Origin of the sequence: Microbacterium thalassium, assembly GCF_014208045.1 — a bacterium.
GTDB lineage: Bacteria > Actinomycetota > Actinomycetes > Actinomycetales > Microbacteriaceae > Microbacterium > Microbacterium thalassium.
In genome coordinates this window covers 2247139-2267605 of the sequence record NZ_JACHML010000001.1, presented here as the reverse complement: position 1 = coordinate 2267605, position 20467 = coordinate 2247139, and the positions used below count along the sequence as shown (strand labels likewise).

The window sequence follows — 20467 nt, the reverse complement described above, 5'->3', positions numbered from 1 at the left end:
CGGATCAGTGCCCCATTCCGAGGCCGCCGTCGACCGGGATCACGGCGCCGGAGATGTAGGCCGCGTCGTCCGACGCCAGCCACGCGACGACACCGGCGACCTCGTCGGGGCTCGCGAACCGGCCTGCGGGGATGTTCTTCTTGTACTCGGCCTGCGTCGCCTCGGGCAGCGCCGCCGTCATGTCGGTCTCGATGAAGCCGGGGGCCACGACGTTCGCGGTGATCCCGCGTCCGCCCAGCTCGCGCGTGAGCGAACGGGCGAAGCCCACGAGCCCGGACTTGGACGCCGAGTAGTTGACCTGGCCGGCCGAGCCGTACAGCCCCACGACGCTCGAGATGAGGATGACCCGTCCCCAGCGCCCGCGGAGCATGCCCTTGCTGGCCCGCTTGACGACGCGGAAGGTGCCGCCCAGGTTCGTCGCCACGACGCTGTCGAAGTCGTCCTCGGTCATGCGCATGAGCAGCGTGTCCTTGGTGACGCCGGCGTTCGCGACGACGATCTCGATCGGGCCGAGCGACTGCTCGACCTCGGTGAACGCGGCGTCCACCGCGGCGGCGTCGGTGACATCGGCGCGCACCGTGAGCGTGCCCTCGGGCCCCTCCCCCGAGCGTGCCGTGACGGCGACCTTCAAGCCTTCGGCGACGAAGCGCTCTGCGATGGCGCGGCCGATGCCGCGGTTTCCGCCGGTGACGAGGACGACGCGGTCACTGGACATGGTGATGCTCCCGAGGGTGTGTGACGAGGACCGCCCCAGCCTACCCGGGCAGGGGTTTGACACCCGGGCCGGATCGCTGGGACGCTGATGACACAGCGAGAAAGGCTCCCCATGAGCGACAACACGTCCGGCGCACCGACACCCGAACCCGCCGACCAGGACGGCTCGACGTCGCCTTCGGCCTATCCCCCGCCCGCCGCGTACCCGCCGCCCGCCGCATCGGCGCCGCCGGCGCCCGACGCGGGCGCATACCCGCCGCCGGCGCAGCCCGGCGCGACGGACCCGTCGTACGGCGCGGCGCCCGCCTACGGGGCACCTCCCGCCTACGGGACGCCGCCCGCGTACGGCACCGCACCCGCCTACGGCTCCGCCCCGGCCTATGGCAGCGCGGGCTACGGCACGGCGAACAAGACCAACACGCTCGCGATCGTGTCGCTCATCGCCTCCATCGCGTCGTTCGTGATCGTGCCGTTCATCGGCTCGATCGTCGGCGTGATCACCGGGCACATGGCGCTCGGTCAGATCAAGCGGACGGGCGAGGAAGGCCGCGGCCTGGCACTGGCGGGCACCATCATCGGTTGGGTGGGTCTGGGCCTCAGCATCCTCGGCCTCATCCTGTTCTTCGCCGTGCTCATCCCGCTGTTCGCCACGGTCGGGTACACCTACAGCTGAGTCGAACCCCCGGCGCGTCCCATCCCCCGGGTGCGGCGTAGGCTTGAGGGATCGTGAAGAGTTCGCACCGGCCGCAGTCGGCCACGTCACTGCCGCGCGCACCGCGCGACGAGGCGAGTGCGCGCTCGCGGAAGTACCTCGTGATGATGGCCATCCGCATCGTCTGCTTCATCCTGATGGTCGTCATCACCCCGTACGGCTGGTACACGTGGGTGTTCGGCCTCGCGGCGGTGTTCCTGCCCTACGTCGCCGTCGTCACCGCGAACGTCGCCCAGGACGTGCGCTCCACGGGCGCCGAAGCGCCCGAGGCCCGCGCGCTCGGGACGGCGCCGGCTCCGACGCCCACACCCGTCGCCGACGACCGGGTGATCCGCATCGAGGAGTCGCCCGGCGGGGACCCCGGTCGCGCAGCCGGCGCCCCCGGCGACCCGCGCGCCGACGACCGCGGCGACGACACGGACGCCACCGCATGATCGGCGACCTCGACAGCCCGGTGTGCTCACGGGCCGGCTGCCGCGCGGCGCCGACGTGGCGGATCGACTGGCGCAATCCGCGCATCCACGCCGCGGACCGCGTCAAGACGTGGGTCGCGTGCGCCGAGCACCGCGACTACCTCCGGGAGTTCCTCGCGGCCCGCCAGTTCCCGGTGTCGGTCGCACCGCTGGCGGCGGAGAGCCCGGCGGCGCGATGAGCGGCGGCATGAGCATGCAGAACCTCCCCAAGGCGGGGCGGTGGGCGATCTACATCGCCCTCGCGGTCGTGTTCGCGATCGCGTGCGCGTTCCTGTCGAACTGGCAGTTCGCACGCAACGAGGAGCGTTCGGGGCAGATCGCCCTCGTCGAGAGCAACTACGACGCCACGCCGGTACCCCTGACGGAGGCGATCCCCTCCGGCGGCGAGTTCGACCCCGCCGACGAATGGCAGCCCGTGGTCCTCACCGGCCGGTACCTCGCCGACGAGGAGCTGCTCGTCCGCAATCGTGCGCACGGCGGCACGTCCGCGTTCGAGGTGCTCGTGCCGTTCGCCCTCGACGACGGACGCGTCTTCCTCGTGGACCGCGGATGGCTCCTGCCGGGCTCGCAGAGCCCGCTCCCCGACGAGATCCCCGCGCCGCCCGAGGGCGAGGTGACCGTCGTCGCACGTCTTCAGCCGGGCGAGCCGCTCCCCCGCTCGGGCCGTTCGGCCCCCGAGGGCCAGGTGCCGACGATCAACCTGCCGCTGGTGGCGGACGAGCTCTCGGCGGAATCCGGGGACGCGCTCATCGTCAGCGCGTACGGGATCCTGGTGAGCGAGGACCCGGCGCCGGCGACCACGCCGAACGCGATCGAGGACCCGTCGGAGGATCCCGGCCCGCATCTGTCGTACGCGATCCAGTGGATCCTGTTCGCCATCATGGGATTCGTCTTCATCGGCTACGTCATCCGCACCGAGATCCGCCACCGGCGGGAGGACGCCGAGGACGAGGACGCCTGCGACGACGCGGGCGAGCACGCGGAGCCCCGCACGCGAGCGCCCCTGCCCCGACGTCGGCGCGACCGGGACGCCGAGGACGAGGACGCACTGCTCGATGCCGCCGGCCGGCGCTGACGGCGCCCGCGGCCGCCGCCCCGCCGCTCAGGCGAGCGTGATGAGGTCGATGTAGTCGCGGCCCCAGATGTCCTCGACGCCGTCGGGCAGGATCAGCACGCGCTCCGGATTGAGGGCCTCGACGGCGCCTTCGTCGTGCGAGACGAGGATCACGGCGCCCTCGTAGTGCGCGAGCGCGCCGAGGATCTCCTCGCGCGACGCCGGGTCGAGGTTGTTGGTCGGCTCGTCCAGCAGCAGCACGTTGGCGCTGGAGACCACGAGGGTCGCCAGCGACAGGCGCGTCTTCTCGCCGCCCGACAGGACTCCCGCCGGCTTGAGGACGTCGTCGCCGGTGAACAGGAACGACCCGAGCACCTTGCGGGCCTCGGTGGCGTTCAGGTCGGGCGCGGCCGACATCATGTTGTCGAGGACCGACCGGCCGATGTCGAGGTTCTCGTGCTCCTGCGCGTAGTAGCCAATCTTCAGTCCGTGCCCCGCGTCGACGGTGCCGGTGTCGGCGCGGTCGACGCCGGCGAGGATCCGCAGCAGGGTCGTCTTGCCGGCGCCGTTGAGGCCCAGCACGACGACCTTCGAGCCGCGGTCGATCGCGAGGTCGACGTCGGTGAAGATCTCGAGCGACCCGTATGACTTCGACAGGGCGGATGCCGTGATCGGCGTCTTGCCGCACGGCGCGGGCTTGGGGAACCGCAGCTTCGCGACGCGGTCCTCCTGCCGCACGTCCTCGAGGCCCGACAGCATCTTCTCGGCGCGCGCCACCATCTGGTGGGCCGCGGCGGCCTTCGACGCCTTCGCGCCGAAGCGCGCGGCCTGCTGCTGCAGCGCGGTGGCCTTCTTCTCGATGTTGGCGCGCTCCTTCTTGCGGCGCTCCTCGTCGGCCACCCGCTGACGCAGGTAGTTCTTCCAGTTCATGTTGTAGACGTCGATGACCTGGCGGTTGGCGTCCAGGTAGAAGACGCGGTTGACCGTCTCGCCGACGAGCTCGACGTCGTGGCTGATGACGATGAGGCCGCCCTTGTAGCCCTTCAGGAACTCGCGCAGCCACACGACGCTGTCGGCGTCGAGGTGGTTCGTCGGCTCGTCGAGGATCATCGTCTGCGCGTCCGAGAAGAGGATGCGGGCGAGTTCGATCCGGCGGCGCTGACCGCCCGACAGCGTCTTCAGCGGCTGGTCGAGGATGCGATCGGGCAGCGACAGGTTGTGCGCGATCGAGGCAGCCTCGGCCTCGGCGGCGTAGCCGCCCAGCGCCTCGAACCGCTCGGTGAGGTTGGCGTACTTGCGCATCGCCTTGGCCGCGGCATCCGGATCGTCCGACCCCATGGCCTGCGATGCGTCGTGCATGCCGATCGCGAGCGTGCCGAGGCCACGTGCGTCGAGGATGCGGGTGCGCGCAAGCATCTCGGGGTCGCCCGAGCGGGGATCCTGCGGCAGGTAGCCCAGCTCGCCCGAGCGGTCGACCCGTCCGTCCGCGGGCAGCACATCGCCCGCGAGCACCTTGGTCAGCGTGGTCTTGCCGGCGCCGTTGCGCCCGACGAGGCCGATCTTGTCCCCGTCCGAGACTCGGAAGGACACGTCGGACATGAGCACGCGGGCTCCCACGCGGATCTCGAGGTCGTGCACGGCGAGCACAGCGAATGTCCGTTTCGTTCGGTGATGGGGTACAAGGGTGGGCCGATGGCCAGCCCCCTAGTATAAGTGGCAATGCCCGAGGCGCCGCCGTGCGCCCGCCGCCGAAGGAGCCACGAATGACTCTCGCCGCCCCCGCCCCGTCCCGTCGCCGCGTCCTGGCCGACGTCATCGCGCGGCCGTCCTCCCGCGCCCGCGCGTTCGCCGTCGACGCGACGCTCGTCGTCGCCGGCGCCGCCCTCGTCGCGGTGCTCGCGCAGGTGAGCATCCCCCTGTGGCCGGTCCCGATCACCGGTCAGACCCTCGGCGTCGTCATCGTCGGCGCCGCGCTCGGCGCCCGCCGCGGTGCGACCTCGCTCGCCGTCTACATGCTCGCCGGTCTCGCGGGCCTCCCGGTGTTCGCCGGCTTCGCCGGTTCGGTCGCCATCGTCGCGGCCCCCAGCTTCGGCTTCATCATCGGCTTCATCGCCGCGGCGTTCGTCGCCGGCTGGTTCGCCGAGCGCGCGTGGGACCGCAAGCCGTGGCTCGCCTTCATCGGGTTCGCTGCCGCCAGCGTCGTGCCGTTCCTCTTCGGCATCCCGTACATGGCGCTGATCCTCAACGGTGTGATGGGCCTGGAGCTGTCGTTCTGGCAGCTGCTCGAGGCGGGCCTGTTCCCGTTCATCATCGGCGGGCTCATCAAGGCCGCCATCGCCGCCGCCGTCATCCCCGGCGCGTGGGCGCTCGTGCGCCGCGCGGACGCCGCCAAGAAGTGAGCGGATGCCGGGTCCTCCGGCATCCTCGTGCGAAAGCCCCGGCCGGTCGGCCGGGGCTTTCGTCTGCTGTCCGCGGACGTCGTCACCGCGGCAGGTGAGCCCCGTCGGCGACCATGCCCAGCCGCAGCCCCGGCACCAGCGCCGCGACGGCCACCGCGGTCGCCAGAGCGAAGACGGTCGCGAACGCCGCCGCGCCCCCGCCAACCGCGGCGAAGGCGACACCGAGCAGCGCGGTGACCGAGGCCGCCCCCACGGCCTCCGAGATCGACAGCGCCGACGAGTTGAAGCCCTGGTTCTGCGGCGACGAGAACGACAGCGTCAGGACCGACAGGCGCGGGTACATCAGCCCCATGCCCGCCCCCGCCAGCGCCCATCCGGCCACGAGCACCGCGGGCAGGCCGTGCCACGCGGCCGTCGCCGTCGCGATGGCCGTGGCGCTCGCCAGCAGAGCGATGCCCACGATCGCGATCCGCGTACTGCCCAGAGCGTCGCCCCATCTGCCCTGCACGGCCGAGCCCGTCGCCCACAGCAGCGCCGCGGCGGTCAGGCCCGCACCCGCCCACACGGGCGAGAGGCCGTACTCGGCGATCAGCAGATAGGGCAGGTACACCTCGGCGCCGAACAGCGCGCCCGCGACCATGCCGCGCATGAGCACGACGCTCGGCAGGCCGCGCGCGGCACCGAGCGTTCCGCGGGGCACCAGCGGGCGGATCGCCACCGCGATCGCGACAGCGGCGACGGCGACGACCACCGGCGTCCAGGGGCCCGCCTCGTGCGCCAGGCTCAGAGCGAGGGCCGCCACGGCGACCACGACCGCCCACACCAGGCGTGCGCCGACCCGCGCGGGCTCCGGGTGCTCGGTGGCCAGCTGCATCGTGCGCAGGCGCACCCACACCAGCGCGAAGGCCGCGAGGGTGAGCACGGCGACACCGAGGAAGACCCACCGCCAGTGGAGGAACTCCGCCACGGCGCCGGCGAGGACCGGTCCGATGAGCGACGGGATCACCCACGCGGCCGCGAACGCTGCGAACACCCGACCGTGCTGCGCGGCCGGATACACGCGCGCCACCACCACGTAGAGGGCCACCGTCTGGCCGCCTGCGCCCAGTCCCTGCAGCAGGCGCCCGATCACCAGCACCGGCATCGACGTCGCGATCCCCGCCACGATCAGACCCAGCACGAACAGGCCGACCGCGGTCGCGAGCGGACCCAGCGGGCTCGCGCGGTCGCACCACGCGCCCGACGCGACCATGCCGATGACGCTCGCCGCGAAGGTTCCCGAGAACGCGACCGCGTACAGCGCCGCGCCGTCGAGCTCCGCGGCGACGACGGGCATCACCGTCGTCACGGCGAGCGACTCGAGCGCCGCGAGGAAGATCAGCGCGATCGCGCCGACGGTGACCCCGACGGTCCGCGACGACCAGATGCCCGAGCCGGAGGACGTGTTCACCGGTGCAGCAGCGCGCCGATGCGCTCGACGGCCTCCCGCAGCACGTCGGGCGAGCAGCCGAAGTTGATGCGCACGTGGCCGCGTCCCTCGACGCCGAAGTGCGGACCGAAGTGCAGCGCGACCTTCGCGTCGCGCAGGATCTTCACCGCGGGGTTGTCGCCCCACCCGAGGTCGGTCAGATCCACCCAGGCGAGGAACCCCGCGTCGGGGATGCGGAACCGGGCGCCGGGCACATGCTCGGCGAGGAGGTCGGCCAGCAGCCGGCGGTTCTCGTCGAGCCTCGCCAGCAGCGCATCGAGCCATGCGTCGCTCTCCTCGGAGAACGCGGCGACTCCGGCCAGCGCGCCGAACAGACCCGTCCGCCACTCGACCTCGACCGGCAGCCCGTTCACGACCCGCGTCGTCGCGTCATCGGCGGTGACCATGAGCGCGCACTTGAGGCCGGCGAGATTGAACGCCTTCGAGGCGCTCGTCACGGCATACCCGACGCGGGCTGCCGCCGGCGACGCGGCGAGGAACGGCGTGAAGGCCACGCCGGGCTGGACGAGCGGCGCGTGGATCTCGTCGCTGACCACGACGGCACCGTGGCGCTCCGCGATGTCGGAGAGAGCGGCGAGGCTCTCGCGGGCGTGCGCCGTGCCGGTGGGGTTGTGCGGGTTGCACAGCAACACGGCTCGCGCGCCGTCCGCCAGCGCCGCCTCGATGCCGGCCAGATCCAGCTCCCAGGCGGCATCCGTCTCGATCAGCGGCACGCGCTCCACGACACCGCCCGCCTCGGGCACGCAGTCGTAGAACGGCGGGTACACCGGCGGTGTCACCACGACCCGGTCCCCCGGGTCGGTCACGGCCCGCAGGATCTCGACGACGCCCATGATGACGTCGCCGGTCGACCGCACCCGCGCGGGGTCGACGTCCCACCCGAAGCGGCGCTGCGCGAAGCGGGCGAAGGCGTCCCGGATGCCGGGATCCGGGGGCGTGTAGCCGGTGTCGCCGAGCCCGACGGCTCGCGCGAGCGCCGCGGTGATCCCCGGCGCGAGCGCGAAGTCCGTCTCGGCGACGAACAGCGGCAGCACGTCGTCGGGGTACTTCCGCCACTTCGTGCTGGACCGGAGCCGCAGCTGGTCGATCGGCAGGGCTTCGAGGGGTGTCACGCTCACCACATGAGCCTAGCCATCGGGTCGCCCTCCGGCTCTGCGCGCATCAGATGGCGAAACCGAGCGCGCGCATCATGTCGCGCCCGTCGTCCGTGATCCGCTCGGGGCCCCACGGCGGCATCCACACCCAGTTGATGCGGAACCGCTCCACGACGTCGTCCAGTGCCTGGGCCGTCTGCTCCTCGAGGACGTCGGTCAGCGGGCATCCGGCCGACGTGAGCGTCATGTGGATGACCAGCGCGTCGTTGTCGTCGTCCCACGCGAGATCGTAGATCAGGCCCAGGTCGACGACATTGATCCCCAGTTCGGGGTCCATGACGTCCTTGAGGGCCTCGATGACCTCGTCGTACTTCTCGGGCGCGAGTGTTGCGGTCATGTAACGATTCTAGGCGTCCGCGTCGGCCGAAGCGCCCTCGAGCGGCGCCAGGAATCGGTCGTAGCCCTCGTCCTCGAGTCGCGTCGCGAGCTCGGGGCCGCCCTCCTCCACGATCCTGCCGCCCACCATGACGTGGACGTAGTCCGGGTGGATGTAGCGGAGGATGCGCGTGTAGTGCGTGATCAGCAGCACACCGAGGTCGGTCGCCTCCTTGGCGCGGTTCACGCCCTCGGAGACGATCTTGAGCGCGTCGACGTCGAGGCCGGAGTCGGTCTCGTCCAGCACGGCCATCTTCGGCTTCAGAACCTCGAGCTGCAGGATCTCGTGCCGCTTCTTCTCGCCGCCGGAGAAGCCCTCGTTCACGTTGCGCTGGGCGAACTTCGCGTCCATGCGCAGGTTCTTCATGGACTCCTTGACGTCCTTCGTCCACGTGCGGATCGAGGGGGCCTCGCCGTCCAGGGCCGTCTTGGCGGTGCGGAGGAAGTTCGTCACCGTGACGCCGGGGATCTCGACCGGGTACTGCATGGCCAGGAACAGGCCCGCGCGGGCGCGCTCGTCGACCGACATCTCGAGGACGTCCTCGCCGTCGAACGTGATCGAGCCGCTCGTCACGGTGTACTTCGGGTGACCGGCGATCGTGTACGCCAGGGTCGACTTGCCCGAGCCGTTCGGGCCCATGATCGCGTGGGTCTCACCGGTGCGGATGGTGAGGGTGACGCCGTTGAGGATCGGGGTCGTGCCGGCTTCGGTCTCGACCGTCACATGCAGGTCTCGGATCTCGAGGACAGACATAGGTTTCAGACTTCCTTCTTCACGTTCGTATCGATGAGCACATCGTCGCCGTCGATGGTGACCTCGAACACGGGCACGGGCTCATAGGCGGGGAGGTTCAGGGGCTTGCCGGTGCGCAGCGAGAAGGCCGAGCCGTGGGCCCAGCACTCCAGGGTGTCGTCCTCGACGAAGCCCTCGGCGAGCGAGATGTCGCCGTGGGTGCAGGTGTCGCCGATGGCGTGCACCTCGCCGTTGCCGTCGAGCACCACCGCGATGGCGACGCCGTCCAGCTCGACGCGCAGGGCGGTGTCCTGCTCGAGCTCGCTCAGCGCGCAGGCGCGCTGAGCGGTCATCGGGACACCTCCTGCGCGAGCTCGGCCTCGATGAGGTCGAACAGCTCGGCCTCGAGGTCGTCGATGCCGATCTTCTGCACGATCTCGGCGAGGAATCCGAGCACGACGAGACGGCGTGCCTCGTCCTCGGGGATGCCGCGGGCCTGCAGGTAGAAGAGCTGCTCGTCGTCGAAGCGGCCGGTCGCGCTGGCGTGGCCCGCGCCGCGGATGTCGCCGGTCTCGATCTCGAGGTTCGGGATCGAATCCGCGCGGGCGCCGTCGGTGAGCACCAGGTTGCGGTTGGCCTCGTAGGAGTCGGTGCCCACGGCATCCGGCCCGATGAGGACGTCGCCGATCCACACGCTGCGCGCGCTCTCGCCCTGCAGCGCGCCCTTGTAGAGGACGTCGCCGCTGGTCTCGGCGCCCTTGTGGAACAGGTACACCTGGCTCTCGAGGTGCTGCCCGGCGTCGGCGTAGCTCAGGCCGTACAGCTCTCCGCGCGAGCCGGTGCCGGCCAGCTCGACGCTCGGGTTGACCCGCACGACGCCACCGCCGAAGCTGACGACGATGTGGCGCAGGGTGGCGTCCCGGTCGACGCGCGCCTGGTGGGATGCCGCGTGCACCGCGTCGTCCTCCCACTGCTGCACGCTGACGACCTCGAGGTGCGAGCCGTCGCGCGCGATGACCTCGACGTTCTCGTCGAACTGCGCCGATCCGGCGTGCCGCAGCAGCACGGTGCCGCGCGCGTGGGTCTCGGCCTCGATCACGATGTGCGCGTTCGCGCGGCGGTCCGCCCCGCGGCCGCTCATCTCGACGACGACCGGCGCCTCGAGCTCGACGTCCCGGGGGATCCTCACGTGCAGCGCCTCGTCGGTGCGGCGCCACGCGATGGCGGCGACGCGGTCCTCGGGTTCGAAGACATCGCCGCGCGGCGCCTCGCCGGCCCGCAGCGATCCCACGACGACCGCCTCGGGGGCGGTCACCGCGTACTCGACGGCGGGGTCGCCCGGCCGGTCATCGGCGGCGACGTCCTCGAAGAGGGGCGCCAGCCGCGCCACGGGGGCGTGCTTCCAGTTGACCTCGCGGCCGGTCGGGATCTCGAAGTCCGCGGGGTCGTACGAGTGCGGACGCTCCGAGCGCGTCTGCACCGGAACGAATGCTCCCGCCCCGTCCGAATGCGGCCGAGATCCCGGCACCGTCGCGGGTGCCTGCGTCGTGGTCGTCATCTAGCCGACCGATCCTTCCATGCCCATCTCGATGAGCTTGTTCAGTTCCATGGCGTATTCCATCGGCAGCTCGCGCGCGATCGGCTCGATGAAGCCGCGCACGATCATCGCCATCGCCTCGTCCTCGGGAAGGCCGCGGGACTGCAGGTAGAACAGCTGCTCCTCGCTGACCTTCGACACCGTCGCCTCATGGCCCAGGTGCACGTCGTCGACGCGGATGTCGATCGCCGGATACGTGTCCGAGCGCGAGATCGTGTCGACGAGCAGGGCGTCGCATCGCACGGTGTTGGCGGAGTGGTGCGCGTTCTGGTCGACGCGCACCTCGCCGCGGTAGCCCGCGCGGCCGCCGCCGCGAGCAATCGACTTCGACACGATCGACGACTGCGTGTACGGCGCCATGTGGATCATCTTCGCGCCGGCGTCCTGGTGCTGGCCGGGACCGGCGAAGGCGACCGAGAGCGTCTCGCCCTTGGCGTGCTCGCCCATCAGGAAGATCGACGGGTACTTCATCGTCACCTTCGAGCCGATGTTGCCGTCGACCCACTCCATCGTCGCGCCCTCGTGGGCGACGGCGCGCTTGGTGACGAGGTTGTAGACGTTGTTCGACCAGTTCTGGATCGTCGTGTAGCGAACGCGGGCGTTCTTCTTCACGATGATCTCGACGACGGCCGAGTGCAGCGAGTCGCTCTTGTAGATCGGAGCCGTGCAGCCCTCGATGTAGTGGACGTAGCTGTCCTCGTCGGCGATGATCAGCGTCCGCTCGAACTGGCCCATGTTCTCGGTGTTGATGCGGAAGTACGCCTGCAGCGGGATCTCGACGTGCACGCCCTTGGGCACGTACACGAACGATCCGCCCGACCACACCGCGGTGTTCAGCGCGGCGAACTTGTTGTCACCGGCGGGGATCACGGTGCCGAAGTACTCCTCGAAGAATTCGGGGTGCTCGCGCAGCGCCGTGTCGGTGTCCATGAAGATGACGCCCTGCGCCTCGAGGTCCTCGCGGATCTGGTGGTAGACGACCTCGGACTCGTACTGGGCCGCGACGCCGGCGACCAGGCGCGCGCGCTCGGCCTCGGGGATGCCGAGGCGCTCGTAGGTGTTGCGGATGTCCTCGGGGAGGTCCTCCCAGGTCTGCGCCTGCTTCTCGGTGGACCGGACGAAGTACTTGATGTTGTCGAAGTCGATGGCGCTGAGATCGGCGCCCCACGTCGGCATCGGCTTGCGGCCGAACAGCTGCAGAGCCTTCAGCCGGGTCTTCAGCATCCATTCGGGCTCGGCCTTGAGGGCCGAGATGTCGCGGACGACCGCCTCGCTCAGACCGCGCTTCGCGCTCGCGCCGGCGGCGTCGGGGTCGTGCCATCCGAATTCGTAGACGCCGAGGCCCTCGAGCTCCGGCCGGTCGATCAGCACATCAGACATGGTCGATTTTCTCCTCCGGGTCCAAACGGTGTCATCCGCCCCGGCATTCCTGCTCCCCCGGTGGAGTTACCGGGAGGGGATGCCGCTGGTGGGCCCTCACTTTTCGGCGCTGACCTCGCGCCTAGACTGTCAGTGGTGCGCGGCGCGATTCCACGCCCGCAGCCGACCAATCGATTCTACAGGTTCCGTCCCGACCCCGGACGATCCGCGAACCGCATGTGCCCCGACACGGGCACGTGCACCCGACGGCCCAGGAGAACCCGCCGCATGTCCGCAGACACCGCTTCCCGCACCACGTCCCCGTCGGGGAACGCGTTCTGGAGGTGGCTGCCCGACCGCGTCGACGCCCGCATCCGCGTCTTCGCCTGGCTGTCGTTCCTCGCCGAGGTCACGATCATCGGCACCGGCGGCGCCGTGCGTCTGACCGGCTCGGGCCTGGGCTGTCCCACGTGGCCGACGTGCACGGCCGAGTCCCTGGTCCCGACGCCCGAGATGGGGATCCACGGCGTCATCGAATTCGGCAACCGCACCCTCACCGGGCTGGTCGGCATCCTCGCCGTCGTCGTGCTCGTGCTGGTGCTGCGCATCCGGCGCGAGCGTCGCGACCTGTTCACCCTCGCCGCCATCGTGCTCGGCGGGGTCGTGGCGCAGGCGATCGTGGGCGGCATCACGGTCCTCACGGGCCTGAACCCCTTCATCGTCGGCTTCCACTACGTCGCCTCGCTCGTCCTCGTGGGCGTCACCGCCGCCTTCCTCGCGCGCATGGGCGAGCCCGGCGGACCGCGCGAGCCGGTCGTGCCCCGCTGGCACCGCATCCTCGCCCACACGACGTCGGTCGTGCTCCTGGTGACCGTCGTCGTGGGCGTGCTCACGACCGGCGCGGGCCCCCACTCGGGAGACGCGGATGCCGGCCGCAACGGATTCGACGTCGAGATCCTCGAGCACGTGCACGCCTGGCCCGCCTATGCGCTGTTCGCCCTCACGCTGGCCCTGCTTGCCGGCGCGTGGCGCGTCCGCCGCACCGCCCCGCGCGTGCTCGGCTGGACGATCGCGCTGCTGGTCGTCGAGCTCGTCCAGATCGGGGTCGGCCTCTACCAGGCCCGCAACGGCCTCCCCGAACTCGCCGTGGGCATCCACATGGTCCTCGCCGCACTGCTGGTGGCGACCATGACGGTGCTGCTGCTCCGCCTCACCCCCGCGCAGACGCGCACAGCGGACGCACGCACAGCGGACGCATAGGCGGCTCCGGGGATCCGCACGAACTGCCCTGGCACCGTGAGGACGGCGTCGCCGACCCGGGCGGCGCTCCCCCACGCGCCGCACACTCCAGGAGTCCCCATGACCGCCCGCCCCCGTCTCGCCACCCGCATCCCCTTCTGGGGTCTCGTCGTCGCCTCGCTCGGCAGCGCCGCAGCGGGAGCCCTCATCCTCGTCGACAAGCTCGGCGTGATGACCACGACCCTCACGGACGGCACCGCCACGGGCATCGAGGTGTACGTGGGCCAGTCCATGGCCGTCCTCGGCGCCGTGCTCATCGGCGCGGGCGTCATCGGCATCCTCCTCGCCTTCGCGATCGCCTCGCTCGCGTCGCTGCGCCCGGCGGCGCCCGCCGTGGTGGTCGAGCCCATCGACTGGTCGGCCGAGAGCGCCGACGCCGATGAGGCCGAGGGCGACGCCCCCGACCACGGCTACGAGCGCGGCCTCGGCTACACGTCGCAGTTCGAGGCGGTCGGCGCCGACGACGCTCCGGCCGAGACCGCGAAGGACGCCGCGGACGAGACCGCGGACGACGCCTCGAAGGAGCCCGCCGAGACGCGCTGACCCGACGATCCGGCCGCGCCGGTCTGCCGTCCGAAGGACGCAGGCCGGCGCGACTGGTTTCGCACGGCGAGAACGGGCCCCGAGCAGCCTTCTCCGCCACTCACAGCCGTCGCATAGCAAAGGCACAGGCGTCCTCACACCAACCCTGACAGGCTGTGGTCATACCACACAGACGAAAGGGATCGACATGAAGGACTTCGCTTACACCGCCACCCCCACCGGTCAGTTCACCGTGCTGGGCGGCGGCCTCGAGGACCTCGGGTACGACCCCGCTCTCGGCTACACGCCGGACGCCGGCCTCAGCATCCACTGACCCCCGGCAGGACCGGGCCCGACGGCACGGCGATGCCGTCGGGTCAGAACGGCAGCAGCGGGTCGACCGCGATCGCCACGAACAGCAGCGTCAGGTACGTGATCGACGCGTGGAACACGCGCATCGGACGCGGCTCGGTCCCGCGGATCGCCCGGTTGTACAGGCGGTGCGACTCGTAGATGAACCAGCCGCCGAACACCAGAGCGGATGCCGTGTACACCAGGCCCATGCCGGCCACCGGGATCAGCAGCAGCGAGCTGACGACCGTCGCCCACGTGTAGAGGATGACGTGCAGACCGACCTGCGAGCCGTGACGCGTCGCGCCGAGCATCGGCACGTCGACGTTGTCGTACTGCTCCTTGTACTTCATCGACAGCGGCCAGTAGTGCGGCGGCGTCCACAGGAACACCAGCACGAACAGGATCACCGGCGGCCAGGAGAGCGAGCCCGTCACGGCGCTCCAGCCGATCACCACCGGGAAGCAGCCCGCGATGCCGCCCCACACGATGTTCTGCTCGGTGCGGCGCTTCAGGATCAGCGTGTAGATCACGACGTAGAAGAAGATGGCGCCGGCCGACAGGGCCGCGGCCAGCAAGTTGGTCGTGACCCACAGCCACACCGTCGAGACGATCGCGAGCGTCCAGGCGAACACGAGCGCGCCGCGCGGCGAGACCTCGCCCGTCACGAGCGGCCGGTTCTCGGTGCGCTGCATGTGCGCATCGATGTCGCGGTCGAGGTACATGTTGAAGGCCGCGGCCGACCCCGCGCTCATCGAGCCGCCGATGACGGTGGCCAGCACCAGCCACAGCGAGGGGAATCCGCCCTGCGCGAGGATCATGACCGGGACGGTCGTGACCAGCAGCAGCTCGAGCACGCGAGGCTTCGTCAGCGCGATGTACGCGCGCACGGTTCGTCCGAGGGGATGGCGGGCGGTTCGCGGTGCCGGAACGGGCGTTCGCGCGCCCGCCGTCGTCGTGATGTCCATCGCCCCCGCAATCGCCGCCTAGGAAACCACCCCATTCTAGGGCATGGCCCATGGCCGGCCGGCCCCGCCGCCGGGCCTCTCAGCCCCGAGCGCTGCGCGTGAGAAGACGGTCACCGCGGCGACACGTACATGACACCCCCGAGGCACAACGGCGCGCCAGACTGTACAGCGCACCGACGGGCACGGCTGGACCGCCCGGACGGGGTCGGAGATCCGAGGGTTCCCTTCGCGACGTGTTACCGGTAACATCCATGTCACACAACGAGACGCATCGCCCCTGCGGCATGCCGCTTCGCTAAGCTGAACAACACGTTCGCGCTCGCGCAGCTCCTCCTGACCCGACCCCTCGAAACGGGCGTCCGCGGAGAGATCTTTCCGCGGGCGCATCCTCAGGAAAGGTCACCGAGTGACGGATTTGCTCTGGAACGAGATCGACGCGCGCGCCGTGGACACGGCCCGCCTGCTGGCCGCGGACGCGGTCGAGAAGGTGGGGAACGGACACCCCGGCACCGCGATGAGCCTGGCACCGGCGGCCTACCTGCTGTACCAGCACGTCATGAACCACGATCCGGCCGACACCCACTGGGTGGGCCGGGACCGCTTCATCCTGTCGGCGGGGCACTCCTCGCTGACGCAGTACGTGCAGCTGTATCTCGGCGGCTTCGGCCTGGAGCTCGACGACCTGAAGTCGCTGCGCACGTGGGGATCCCTCACGCCGGGCCACCCCGAGTACGGGCACACCGACGGCGTCGAGATCACGACCGGACCGCTCGGCCAGGGCCTGGCCTCGTCGGTCGGCTTCGCCTACGCCGCACGCTACGAGCGTGGCCTGTTCGACCCCGAGGCGGCCCCCGGCGAGAGCCCCTTCGACCACTACGTCTACGTGATCGCCTCCGACGGCGACCTGCAGGAGGGCGTCACCAGCGAGGCCTCGAGCCTCGCCGGCCACCAGGAGCTCGGCAACCTCATCGCCATCTACGACTCCAACCAGATCTCGATCGAGGACGACACCGACATCGCCTTCACCGAGGACGTCGCGAAGCGCTACGAGTCCTACGGCTGGCAGGTCCAGACCGTGGACTGGAAGAAGACCGGCGAGTACGTCGAGGACGTCGCCGAGCTGTACGCGGCCATCGAGGCGGCCAAGGCCGAGACCACCAAGCCCTCGCTGATCGTGCTCAAGACGATCATCGGCTGGCCTGCACCGGGCAAGCAGAACACCGGCAAGATCCACGGCTCGGCCCTCGGCGCCGAGGAGCTCGCCGCCACCAAGAAGGTCATGGGCTACGACCCGGAGCAGAGCTTCGTGGTCGCCGACGACGTGATCGCCCACACGCGCTCGCTGGCCGAGCGCGCGGCGACGGCGCGCACCGCGTGGCAGGCGGGATTCGACGCTTGGGCGGCGGCCAACCCCGAGCGCAAGGCGCTGTTCGACCGTCTCGAAGCGGGCGAGCTGCCCGCCGACGTCGAGTCGGCTCTGCCGACGTTCGAGTCGGGCAAGGACCTCTCGACGCGCGCGGCATCCGGGCAGGTCATCAACGGCCTCGCCGCGGTGATGCCCGAACTGTGGGGCGGCTCGGCCGACCTCGCGGAGTCCAACCTGACGACCATCAAGTCGGCGAAGTCGTTCGTGCCGACCGAGTGGTCCACGCACGAGTGGTCGGGCGACCCCTACGGGCGCGTCCTGCACTTCGGCATCCGCGAGCACGCGATGGGGTCGATCGTGAACGGCATCGTGCTGCACGGCAAGACCCGCGCCTTCGGCGGCACGTTCCTGATCTTCAGCGACTACATGCGCCCGGCCGTGCGTCTGGCCGCCCTCATGAACGTGCCCTCGATCTTCGTGTGGACGCACGACTCGGTGGCGCTCGGCGAGGACGGCCCCACCCACCAGCCGATCGAGCAGCTCGCGTCGCTGCGCGCCATCCCGAACTTCACGGTGGTGCGCCCGGCGGACGCCAACGAGACCGCCGTGGCCTGGCTCGAGATGCTGCGACGCAGCGAAGGTCCCGCCGGCATCGCGCTGACGCGGCAGAACATCCCGGTGTTCCCGCGCGGCGAGGCCGGCTTCGCCGCCGCCGCCGGCGCCGCGAAGGGCGCGTACGTCCTCGTCGACGCCGAGAACGGCGCACCGGACGTCATCCTCATCGCCACGGGCTCGGAGGTCCAGCTGGCCGTGTCGGCACGCGAGGCCCTCGCCGCCGACGGCATCGGCGCCCGCGTCGTGTCGGCCCCGTCGCTGGAGTGGTTCGCCGAGCAGGACGAAGCGTACCGCGAGAGCGTGCTGCCGGCATCCGTGAAGGCCCGTGTGTCGGTCGAGGCCGGCTCCGCGCTGTCGTGGCGCGGCATCGTCGGCGACGCCGGCCGCTCCGTCGCCATCGACCACTTCGGCGCGTCGGCCGACTACAAGACCCTGTTCCAGAAGTTCGGCTTCACCGCCGAAGCGGTCGCCGAGGCGGCACGCGAATCCCTCGCCGCTGTCGCGGCGGCTCAGTGATCACCGAGGAGACACATCCATGAGCACTCCCACCGAACAGCTCGCCGCCGAGGGCGTCAGCATCTGGCTGGACGACCTGTCGCGCGACCGGATCGTGACCGGCAACCTCGCCGGGCTGATCACCTCCCGCAACATCTCCGGCGTCACCACGAACCCGACGATCTTCCAGGGCGCGATCGGCTCGGGAGCCGCCGCCTACGCCGGGCAGATCACCGAGCTCGCCAAGGCCGGCGCCTCGGTCGACGAGGCGATCTTCGCCGCGACCACCGACGACGTCCGTGACGCGTGCGACATCCTCCGCCCCGTCTTCGACGCCACCGGCGGCGTCGACGGGCGCGTGTCGATCGAGGTCTCCCCCGACCTCGCCCACGACACCGAGGAGACCATCTCGCAGGCGAAGGCGCTGTGGGAGCGGGTGGACCGCCCCAACGCGCTGATCAAGATCCCCGCGACCAAGGCGGGGCTGCCCGCGATCACCGAGGTCATCGGCGCCGGCATCAGCGTCAACGTGACGCTGATCTTCAGCCTGGACCGGTACGCCGAGGTCATCGACGCGTACCTCGCCGGGCTCGAGAAGGCGCAGGCCGCGGGCATCGACCTGTCCACGATCGAGTCGGTCGCGTCCTTCTTCGTCTCGCGCGTGGACACCGAGGTCGACAAGCGCCTCGCCGCGATCGGGACCGACGCCGCCGAGGCGCTCAAGAGCAAGGCCGGTGTCGCCAACGCACGTCTGGCGTACGAGCTGTTCGAGCAGAAGTTCGCCGACGACGCCGCCAAGGCGCTCCTCGTCGCCGGCGCCAACACGCAGCGGCCGCTGTGGGCGTCGACCGGTGTGAAGGACCCGTCTCTGCCCGACACGCTCTACGTCACCGAGCTCGTCGCCGCGGGCACCGTCAACACCATGCCCGAGAAGACCCTCGAGGCGACCTTCGACCACGGCGTGGTCGAAGGTGACACCGTCACGGCGAACTACGGCGACGCGCACGCGCACTTCGACGCCCTCGCCGCCGTCGGCGTCGACTTCGCCGACGTCACCCAGGTCCTCGAGGACGAAGGCGTCGACAAGTTCATCGCCTCGTGGCACGACCTCCAGAACACCGTCAAGACCGCGCTCGCGGACGCTCTGGAGTCCGCGAGATGAGCTTCGAGATCCACGTCACCGGCCACGTGAAGTCGGTGGTGGACGAGACCCTTCCGGGCCTCGTCGCGGATCTGGTCGCCTCCGGCATCACGGCCGGCGACGCCTCGCTGTGGGGAGCCGACGCCGAGCCCGAGGCGTCGCAGCGGCTCGGCTGGGTTCAGGCGGTCAGCGTTTCGCGCCCGCTCGTGGCGGAGATCGAAGCGCTGCGCGCCGACCTCGTCGCCCGCGGCGTGACGCGGGTCGTGCTCGCCGGCATGGGCGGCTCGTCGCTCGCTCCGGAGGTCATCACGCGAACCTCGGGCGTGCCGCTCGTGATCCTCGACTCGACCTCGCCCGGCCAGGTGCTCGCCGCCATCGACGGCGACCCCGAGGCGGGCGGGCTGACGCAGACGGTCCTCGTCGTGGCGTCCAAGTCCGGCTCGACCGTCGAGACCGACTCGGCCAAGCGCGCCTTCGAGGCCGCGTTCCGCGACCTCGGCATCGACCCCGCCGAGCGCATCGTGGTCGTGACCGATCCCGGATCGCCCCTGGACGAATCGGCCCGCGCCGACGGCTACCGCGTCTTCAACGCGGATCCGACGGTGGGCGGCCGCTACTCGGCCCTGACGGCCTTCGGACTGGTTCCGGCAGGTCTCGCCGGCGCCGACATCTCGGAGATCCTCGACGAGGCCGATGCGACGCTGCTCGAGGTCGCGATCGACAGCCCCGACAATCCGGCGCTCGTCCTCGCGGCCGCCATCGCCGGCGGCTCGCCGCGGCGCGACAAGATGGGCCTCATCACCGACGGCACGCACATCGCGGGCCTGCCCGACTGGATCGAGCAGCTGGTGGCGGAGTCGACCGGCAAGGAGGGCACCGGGATCCTCCCCGTCGTGCTCCTGCCGGTCTCGCCCGAGGTCGACGAGCCCGGGGACGACCTGCAGATCGTGCGCATCGTCGACGAGGCGGACGAGTTCCACCTGTTCGAGCGGCACGTCGGCGAGGTCCTCATCAGCGGCTCGCTGGGTGCGCAGTTCGTGGTGTGGGAGTACGCCACCGCCATCGCGGGACGGATGCTGGGGATCAACCCGTTCGACCAGCCCGACGTCGAGTCGGCGAAGACCGCCGCGCGCGGCCTGCTCGAGGCACGGCCCGAGGCCTCCGCGCCCGCGTTCGTCGCCGAGGGCGTCGAGGTCCGGGTCTCGGATCCGGCTCTCGCGGCATCCGGCACGGTCGCCGGCGTCCTCGACGCGCTGTGGGCTTCGGTGCCCGACGGCGGCTACGTGGCGATCCAGGCGTACGTCAACCGCCTCGAGCTGCCGCAGCTGCAGGGCCTGCGCGAGATGGTCGCGGCGGACTCCGGCACGCCCACGACGTTCGGATGGGGGCCGCGGTTCCTGCACTCGACCGGGCAGTACCACAAGGGCGGGCCCGCGAACGGCGTGTTCCTGCAGATCCTCGAGCGCACCGACGTGGACCTCGAGATCCCCGGCCGGCCGTTCACGTTCAGCCAGCTCATCGAGGCCCAGGCCGCCGGCGACGCTGACGTCCTCGCGAACGGGCATGGGCGCCCGGTCGTCTCACTGACCCTGACCGACCCCCAGATCGAAGTGCTCTCGCTCTTCGAAGCCGCCCAATAGGAGCCCCTCCC

Annotated in this window: 21 protein-coding genes; 11 read left to right on the top strand and 10 right to left on the bottom strand. The window is 70.9% G+C overall.

The genetic code is table 11. The features are described 5' to 3' along the window. Positions 1-4: 4 nt before the first annotated feature. A complete protein-coding gene (gene fabG / locus HD594_RS10420; protein ID WP_184750904.1) occupies positions 5-715 on the bottom strand; it encodes a 3-oxoacyl-ACP reductase FabG in 711 nt (236 codons plus the stop codon). Positions 716-826: 111 nt separating this feature from the next. On the opposite strand from fabG, the gene HD594_RS10415 reads away from it, so the two are divergent. Genes HD594_RS10415 through HD594_RS10400 form a run of 4 tightly spaced genes read left to right on the top strand, consistent with a single transcriptional unit; the run spans position 827 to position 2974 of the window. Next, entirely contained in the window at positions 827-1387 is a 561-nt protein-coding gene (locus HD594_RS10415; RefSeq protein WP_184750903.1) for a DUF4190 domain-containing protein, read from the top strand. Between the two features lie 53 nt (positions 1388-1440). After that, positions 1441-1860, top strand: coding sequence for a DUF3099 domain-containing protein (locus tag HD594_RS10410; protein WP_184750902.1), 420 nt, complete (start codon positions 1441-1443; stop codon positions 1858-1860). Continuing rightward, positions 1857-2078 carry a hypothetical protein gene (locus HD594_RS10405; RefSeq protein WP_184750901.1) on the top strand — a complete coding sequence of 74 codons (222 nt, stop codon included), beginning with the start codon at positions 1857-1859 and terminating at the stop codon, positions 2076-2078. Before HD594_RS10410 ends, HD594_RS10405 begins: the two co-directional genes overlap by 4 nt. Before the next feature lie 14 nt (positions 2079-2092). Continuing rightward, positions 2093-2974 (top strand): SURF1 family cytochrome oxidase biogenesis protein, encoded by an 882-nt coding sequence (locus tag HD594_RS10400; RefSeq protein WP_246414402.1) that lies wholly within the window; start codon positions 2093-2095, stop codon positions 2972-2974. A 27-nt stretch (positions 2975-3001) separates the two neighbouring features. Here the strand turns inward: HD594_RS10400 and HD594_RS10395 are convergent, their stop codons facing one another. Further along, a complete protein-coding gene (locus tag HD594_RS10395; protein ID WP_184750899.1) occupies positions 3002-4600 on the bottom strand; it encodes an ABC-F family ATP-binding cassette domain-containing protein in 1599 nt (532 codons plus the stop codon). A 116-nt stretch (positions 4601-4716) separates the two neighbouring features. Here HD594_RS10395 and HD594_RS10390 point away from each other — a divergent pair, with 116 nt between their 5' ends. Next, entirely contained in the window at positions 4717-5352 is a 636-nt protein-coding gene (locus HD594_RS10390; RefSeq protein WP_184750898.1) for a biotin transporter BioY, read from the top strand. An 82-nt stretch (positions 5353-5434) separates the two neighbouring features. Here the strand turns inward: HD594_RS10390 and HD594_RS10385 are convergent, their stop codons facing one another. The 7 genes from HD594_RS10385 to sufB are packed head-to-tail and all read right to left on the bottom strand — an operon-like array spanning position 5435 to position 12080. Beyond that, complete coding sequence (locus HD594_RS10385; protein WP_184750897.1) at positions 5435-6802, bottom strand: MFS transporter; 1368 nt, start codon at positions 6800-6802, stop codon at positions 5435-5437. Continuing rightward, complete coding sequence (locus HD594_RS10380) at positions 6799-7959, bottom strand: MalY/PatB family protein (protein ID WP_184750896.1); 1161 nt, start codon at positions 7957-7959, stop codon at positions 6799-6801. The genes HD594_RS10385 and HD594_RS10380 overlap by 4 nt, the downstream gene beginning before the upstream one ends. A gap of 43 nt (positions 7960-8002) precedes the next feature. Next, positions 8003-8332 carry a metal-sulfur cluster assembly factor gene (locus tag HD594_RS10375; RefSeq protein ID WP_184750895.1) on the bottom strand — a complete coding sequence of 110 codons (330 nt, stop codon included), beginning with the start codon at positions 8330-8332 and terminating at the stop codon, positions 8003-8005. A gap of 9 nt (positions 8333-8341) precedes the next feature. Next, the gene (gene sufC / locus HD594_RS10370) at positions 8342-9124 is read right to left on the bottom strand and encodes a Fe-S cluster assembly ATPase SufC (protein WP_184750894.1); all 783 of its coding nucleotides are present in this window, start codon (positions 9122-9124) and stop codon (positions 8342-8344) included. 5 nt (positions 9125-9129) lie between these two features. Continuing rightward, the gene (locus HD594_RS10365; protein ID WP_184750893.1) at positions 9130-9456 is read right to left on the bottom strand and encodes a non-heme iron oxygenase ferredoxin subunit; all 327 of its coding nucleotides are present in this window, start codon (positions 9454-9456) and stop codon (positions 9130-9132) included. Next, a complete protein-coding gene (gene sufD, locus HD594_RS10360) occupies positions 9453-10661 on the bottom strand; it encodes a Fe-S cluster assembly protein SufD (RefSeq protein ID WP_184750892.1) in 1209 nt (402 codons plus the stop codon). Before sufD ends, HD594_RS10365 begins: the two co-directional genes overlap by 4 nt. Next, positions 10662-12080, bottom strand: a complete 1419-nt coding sequence (gene sufB, locus HD594_RS10355) for a Fe-S cluster assembly protein SufB (RefSeq protein ID WP_184750891.1) — start codon at positions 12078-12080, stop codon at positions 10662-10664. A gap of 267 nt (positions 12081-12347) precedes the next feature. Here sufB and HD594_RS10350 point away from each other — a divergent pair, with 267 nt between their 5' ends. The 3 genes from HD594_RS10350 (at position 12348) to HD594_RS17715 (ending at position 14214) form a co-directional block, all read left to right on the top strand. After that, positions 12348-13319 (top strand): COX15/CtaA family protein, encoded by a 972-nt coding sequence (locus HD594_RS10350; protein WP_184750890.1) that lies wholly within the window; start codon positions 12348-12350, stop codon positions 13317-13319. 99 nt (positions 13320-13418) lie between these two features. After that, positions 13419-13901, top strand: a complete 483-nt coding sequence (locus tag HD594_RS10345; RefSeq protein ID WP_184750889.1) for a dinucleotide-utilizing enzyme — start codon at positions 13419-13421, stop codon at positions 13899-13901. 187 nt (positions 13902-14088) lie between these two features. Continuing rightward, a complete protein-coding gene (locus HD594_RS17715) occupies positions 14089-14214 on the top strand; it encodes a hypothetical protein (protein ID WP_271171225.1) in 126 nt (41 codons plus the stop codon). Positions 14215-14257: 43 nt separating this feature from the next. Here the strand turns inward: HD594_RS17715 and HD594_RS10340 are convergent, their stop codons facing one another. Beyond that, the gene (locus HD594_RS10340; RefSeq protein ID WP_184750888.1) at positions 14258-15199 is read right to left on the bottom strand and encodes a heme o synthase; all 942 of its coding nucleotides are present in this window, start codon (positions 15197-15199) and stop codon (positions 14258-14260) included. A 406-nt stretch (positions 15200-15605) separates the two neighbouring features. Here HD594_RS10340 and tkt point away from each other — a divergent pair, with 406 nt between their 5' ends. Genes tkt through HD594_RS10325 form a run of 3 tightly spaced genes read left to right on the top strand, consistent with a single transcriptional unit; the run spans position 15606 to position 20456 of the window. Further along, entirely contained in the window at positions 15606-17696 is a 2091-nt protein-coding gene (gene tkt, locus HD594_RS10335) for a transketolase (protein ID WP_184750887.1), read from the top strand. A 19-nt stretch (positions 17697-17715) separates the two neighbouring features. Continuing rightward, positions 17716-18837, top strand: a complete 1122-nt coding sequence (gene tal / locus HD594_RS10330; RefSeq protein WP_184750886.1) for a transaldolase — start codon at positions 17716-17718, stop codon at positions 18835-18837. Beyond that, the gene (locus tag HD594_RS10325; RefSeq protein ID WP_184750885.1) at positions 18834-20456 is read left to right on the top strand and encodes a glucose-6-phosphate isomerase; all 1623 of its coding nucleotides are present in this window, start codon (positions 18834-18836) and stop codon (positions 20454-20456) included. The genes tal and HD594_RS10325 overlap by 4 nt, the downstream gene beginning before the upstream one ends. Positions 20457-20467: the final 11 nt, after the last annotated feature.

Coding starts and splice junctions, on each gene's coding strand:
- sufD (WP_184750892.1), bottom strand. CDS start 10,661: ATGACGACCACGACGCAGGCACCCGCGACGGTGCCGGGATCTCGGCCG.
- fabG (WP_184750904.1), bottom strand. CDS start 715: ATGTCCAGTGACCGCGTCGTCCTCGTCACCGGCGGAAACCGCGGCATC.
- sufB (WP_184750891.1), bottom strand. CDS start 12,080: ATGTCTGATGTGCTGATCGACCGGCCGGAGCTCGAGGGCCTCGGCGTC.
- tal (WP_184750886.1), top strand. CDS start 17,716: ATGAGCACTCCCACCGAACAGCTCGCCGCCGAGGGCGTCAGCATCTGG.
- HD594_RS10375 (WP_184750895.1), bottom strand. CDS start 8,332: ATGACCGCAACACTCGCGCCCGAGAAGTACGACGAGGTCATCGAGGCC.
- HD594_RS10325 (WP_184750885.1), top strand. CDS start 18,834: ATGAGCTTCGAGATCCACGTCACCGGCCACGTGAAGTCGGTGGTGGAC.
- HD594_RS10345 (WP_184750889.1), top strand. CDS start 13,419: ATGACCGCCCGCCCCCGTCTCGCCACCCGCATCCCCTTCTGGGGTCTC.
- HD594_RS17715 (WP_271171225.1), top strand. CDS start 14,089: ATGAAGGACTTCGCTTACACCGCCACCCCCACCGGTCAGTTCACCGTG.
- HD594_RS10400 (WP_246414402.1), top strand. CDS start 2,093: ATGCAGAACCTCCCCAAGGCGGGGCGGTGGGCGATCTACATCGCCCTC.
- HD594_RS10405 (WP_184750901.1), top strand. CDS start 1,857: ATGATCGGCGACCTCGACAGCCCGGTGTGCTCACGGGCCGGCTGCCGC.
- HD594_RS10350 (WP_184750890.1), top strand. CDS start 12,348: ATGTCCGCAGACACCGCTTCCCGCACCACGTCCCCGTCGGGGAACGCG.
- HD594_RS10340 (WP_184750888.1), bottom strand. CDS start 15,199: ATGGACATCACGACGACGGCGGGCGCGCGAACGCCCGTTCCGGCACCG.
- HD594_RS10390 (WP_184750898.1), top strand. CDS start 4,717: ATGACTCTCGCCGCCCCCGCCCCGTCCCGTCGCCGCGTCCTGGCCGAC.
- sufC (WP_184750894.1), bottom strand. CDS start 9,124: ATGTCTGTCCTCGAGATCCGAGACCTGCATGTGACGGTCGAGACCGAA.
- HD594_RS10415 (WP_184750903.1), top strand. CDS start 827: ATGAGCGACAACACGTCCGGCGCACCGACACCCGAACCCGCCGACCAG.
- HD594_RS10365 (WP_184750893.1), bottom strand. CDS start 9,456: ATGACCGCTCAGCGCGCCTGCGCGCTGAGCGAGCTCGAGCAGGACACC.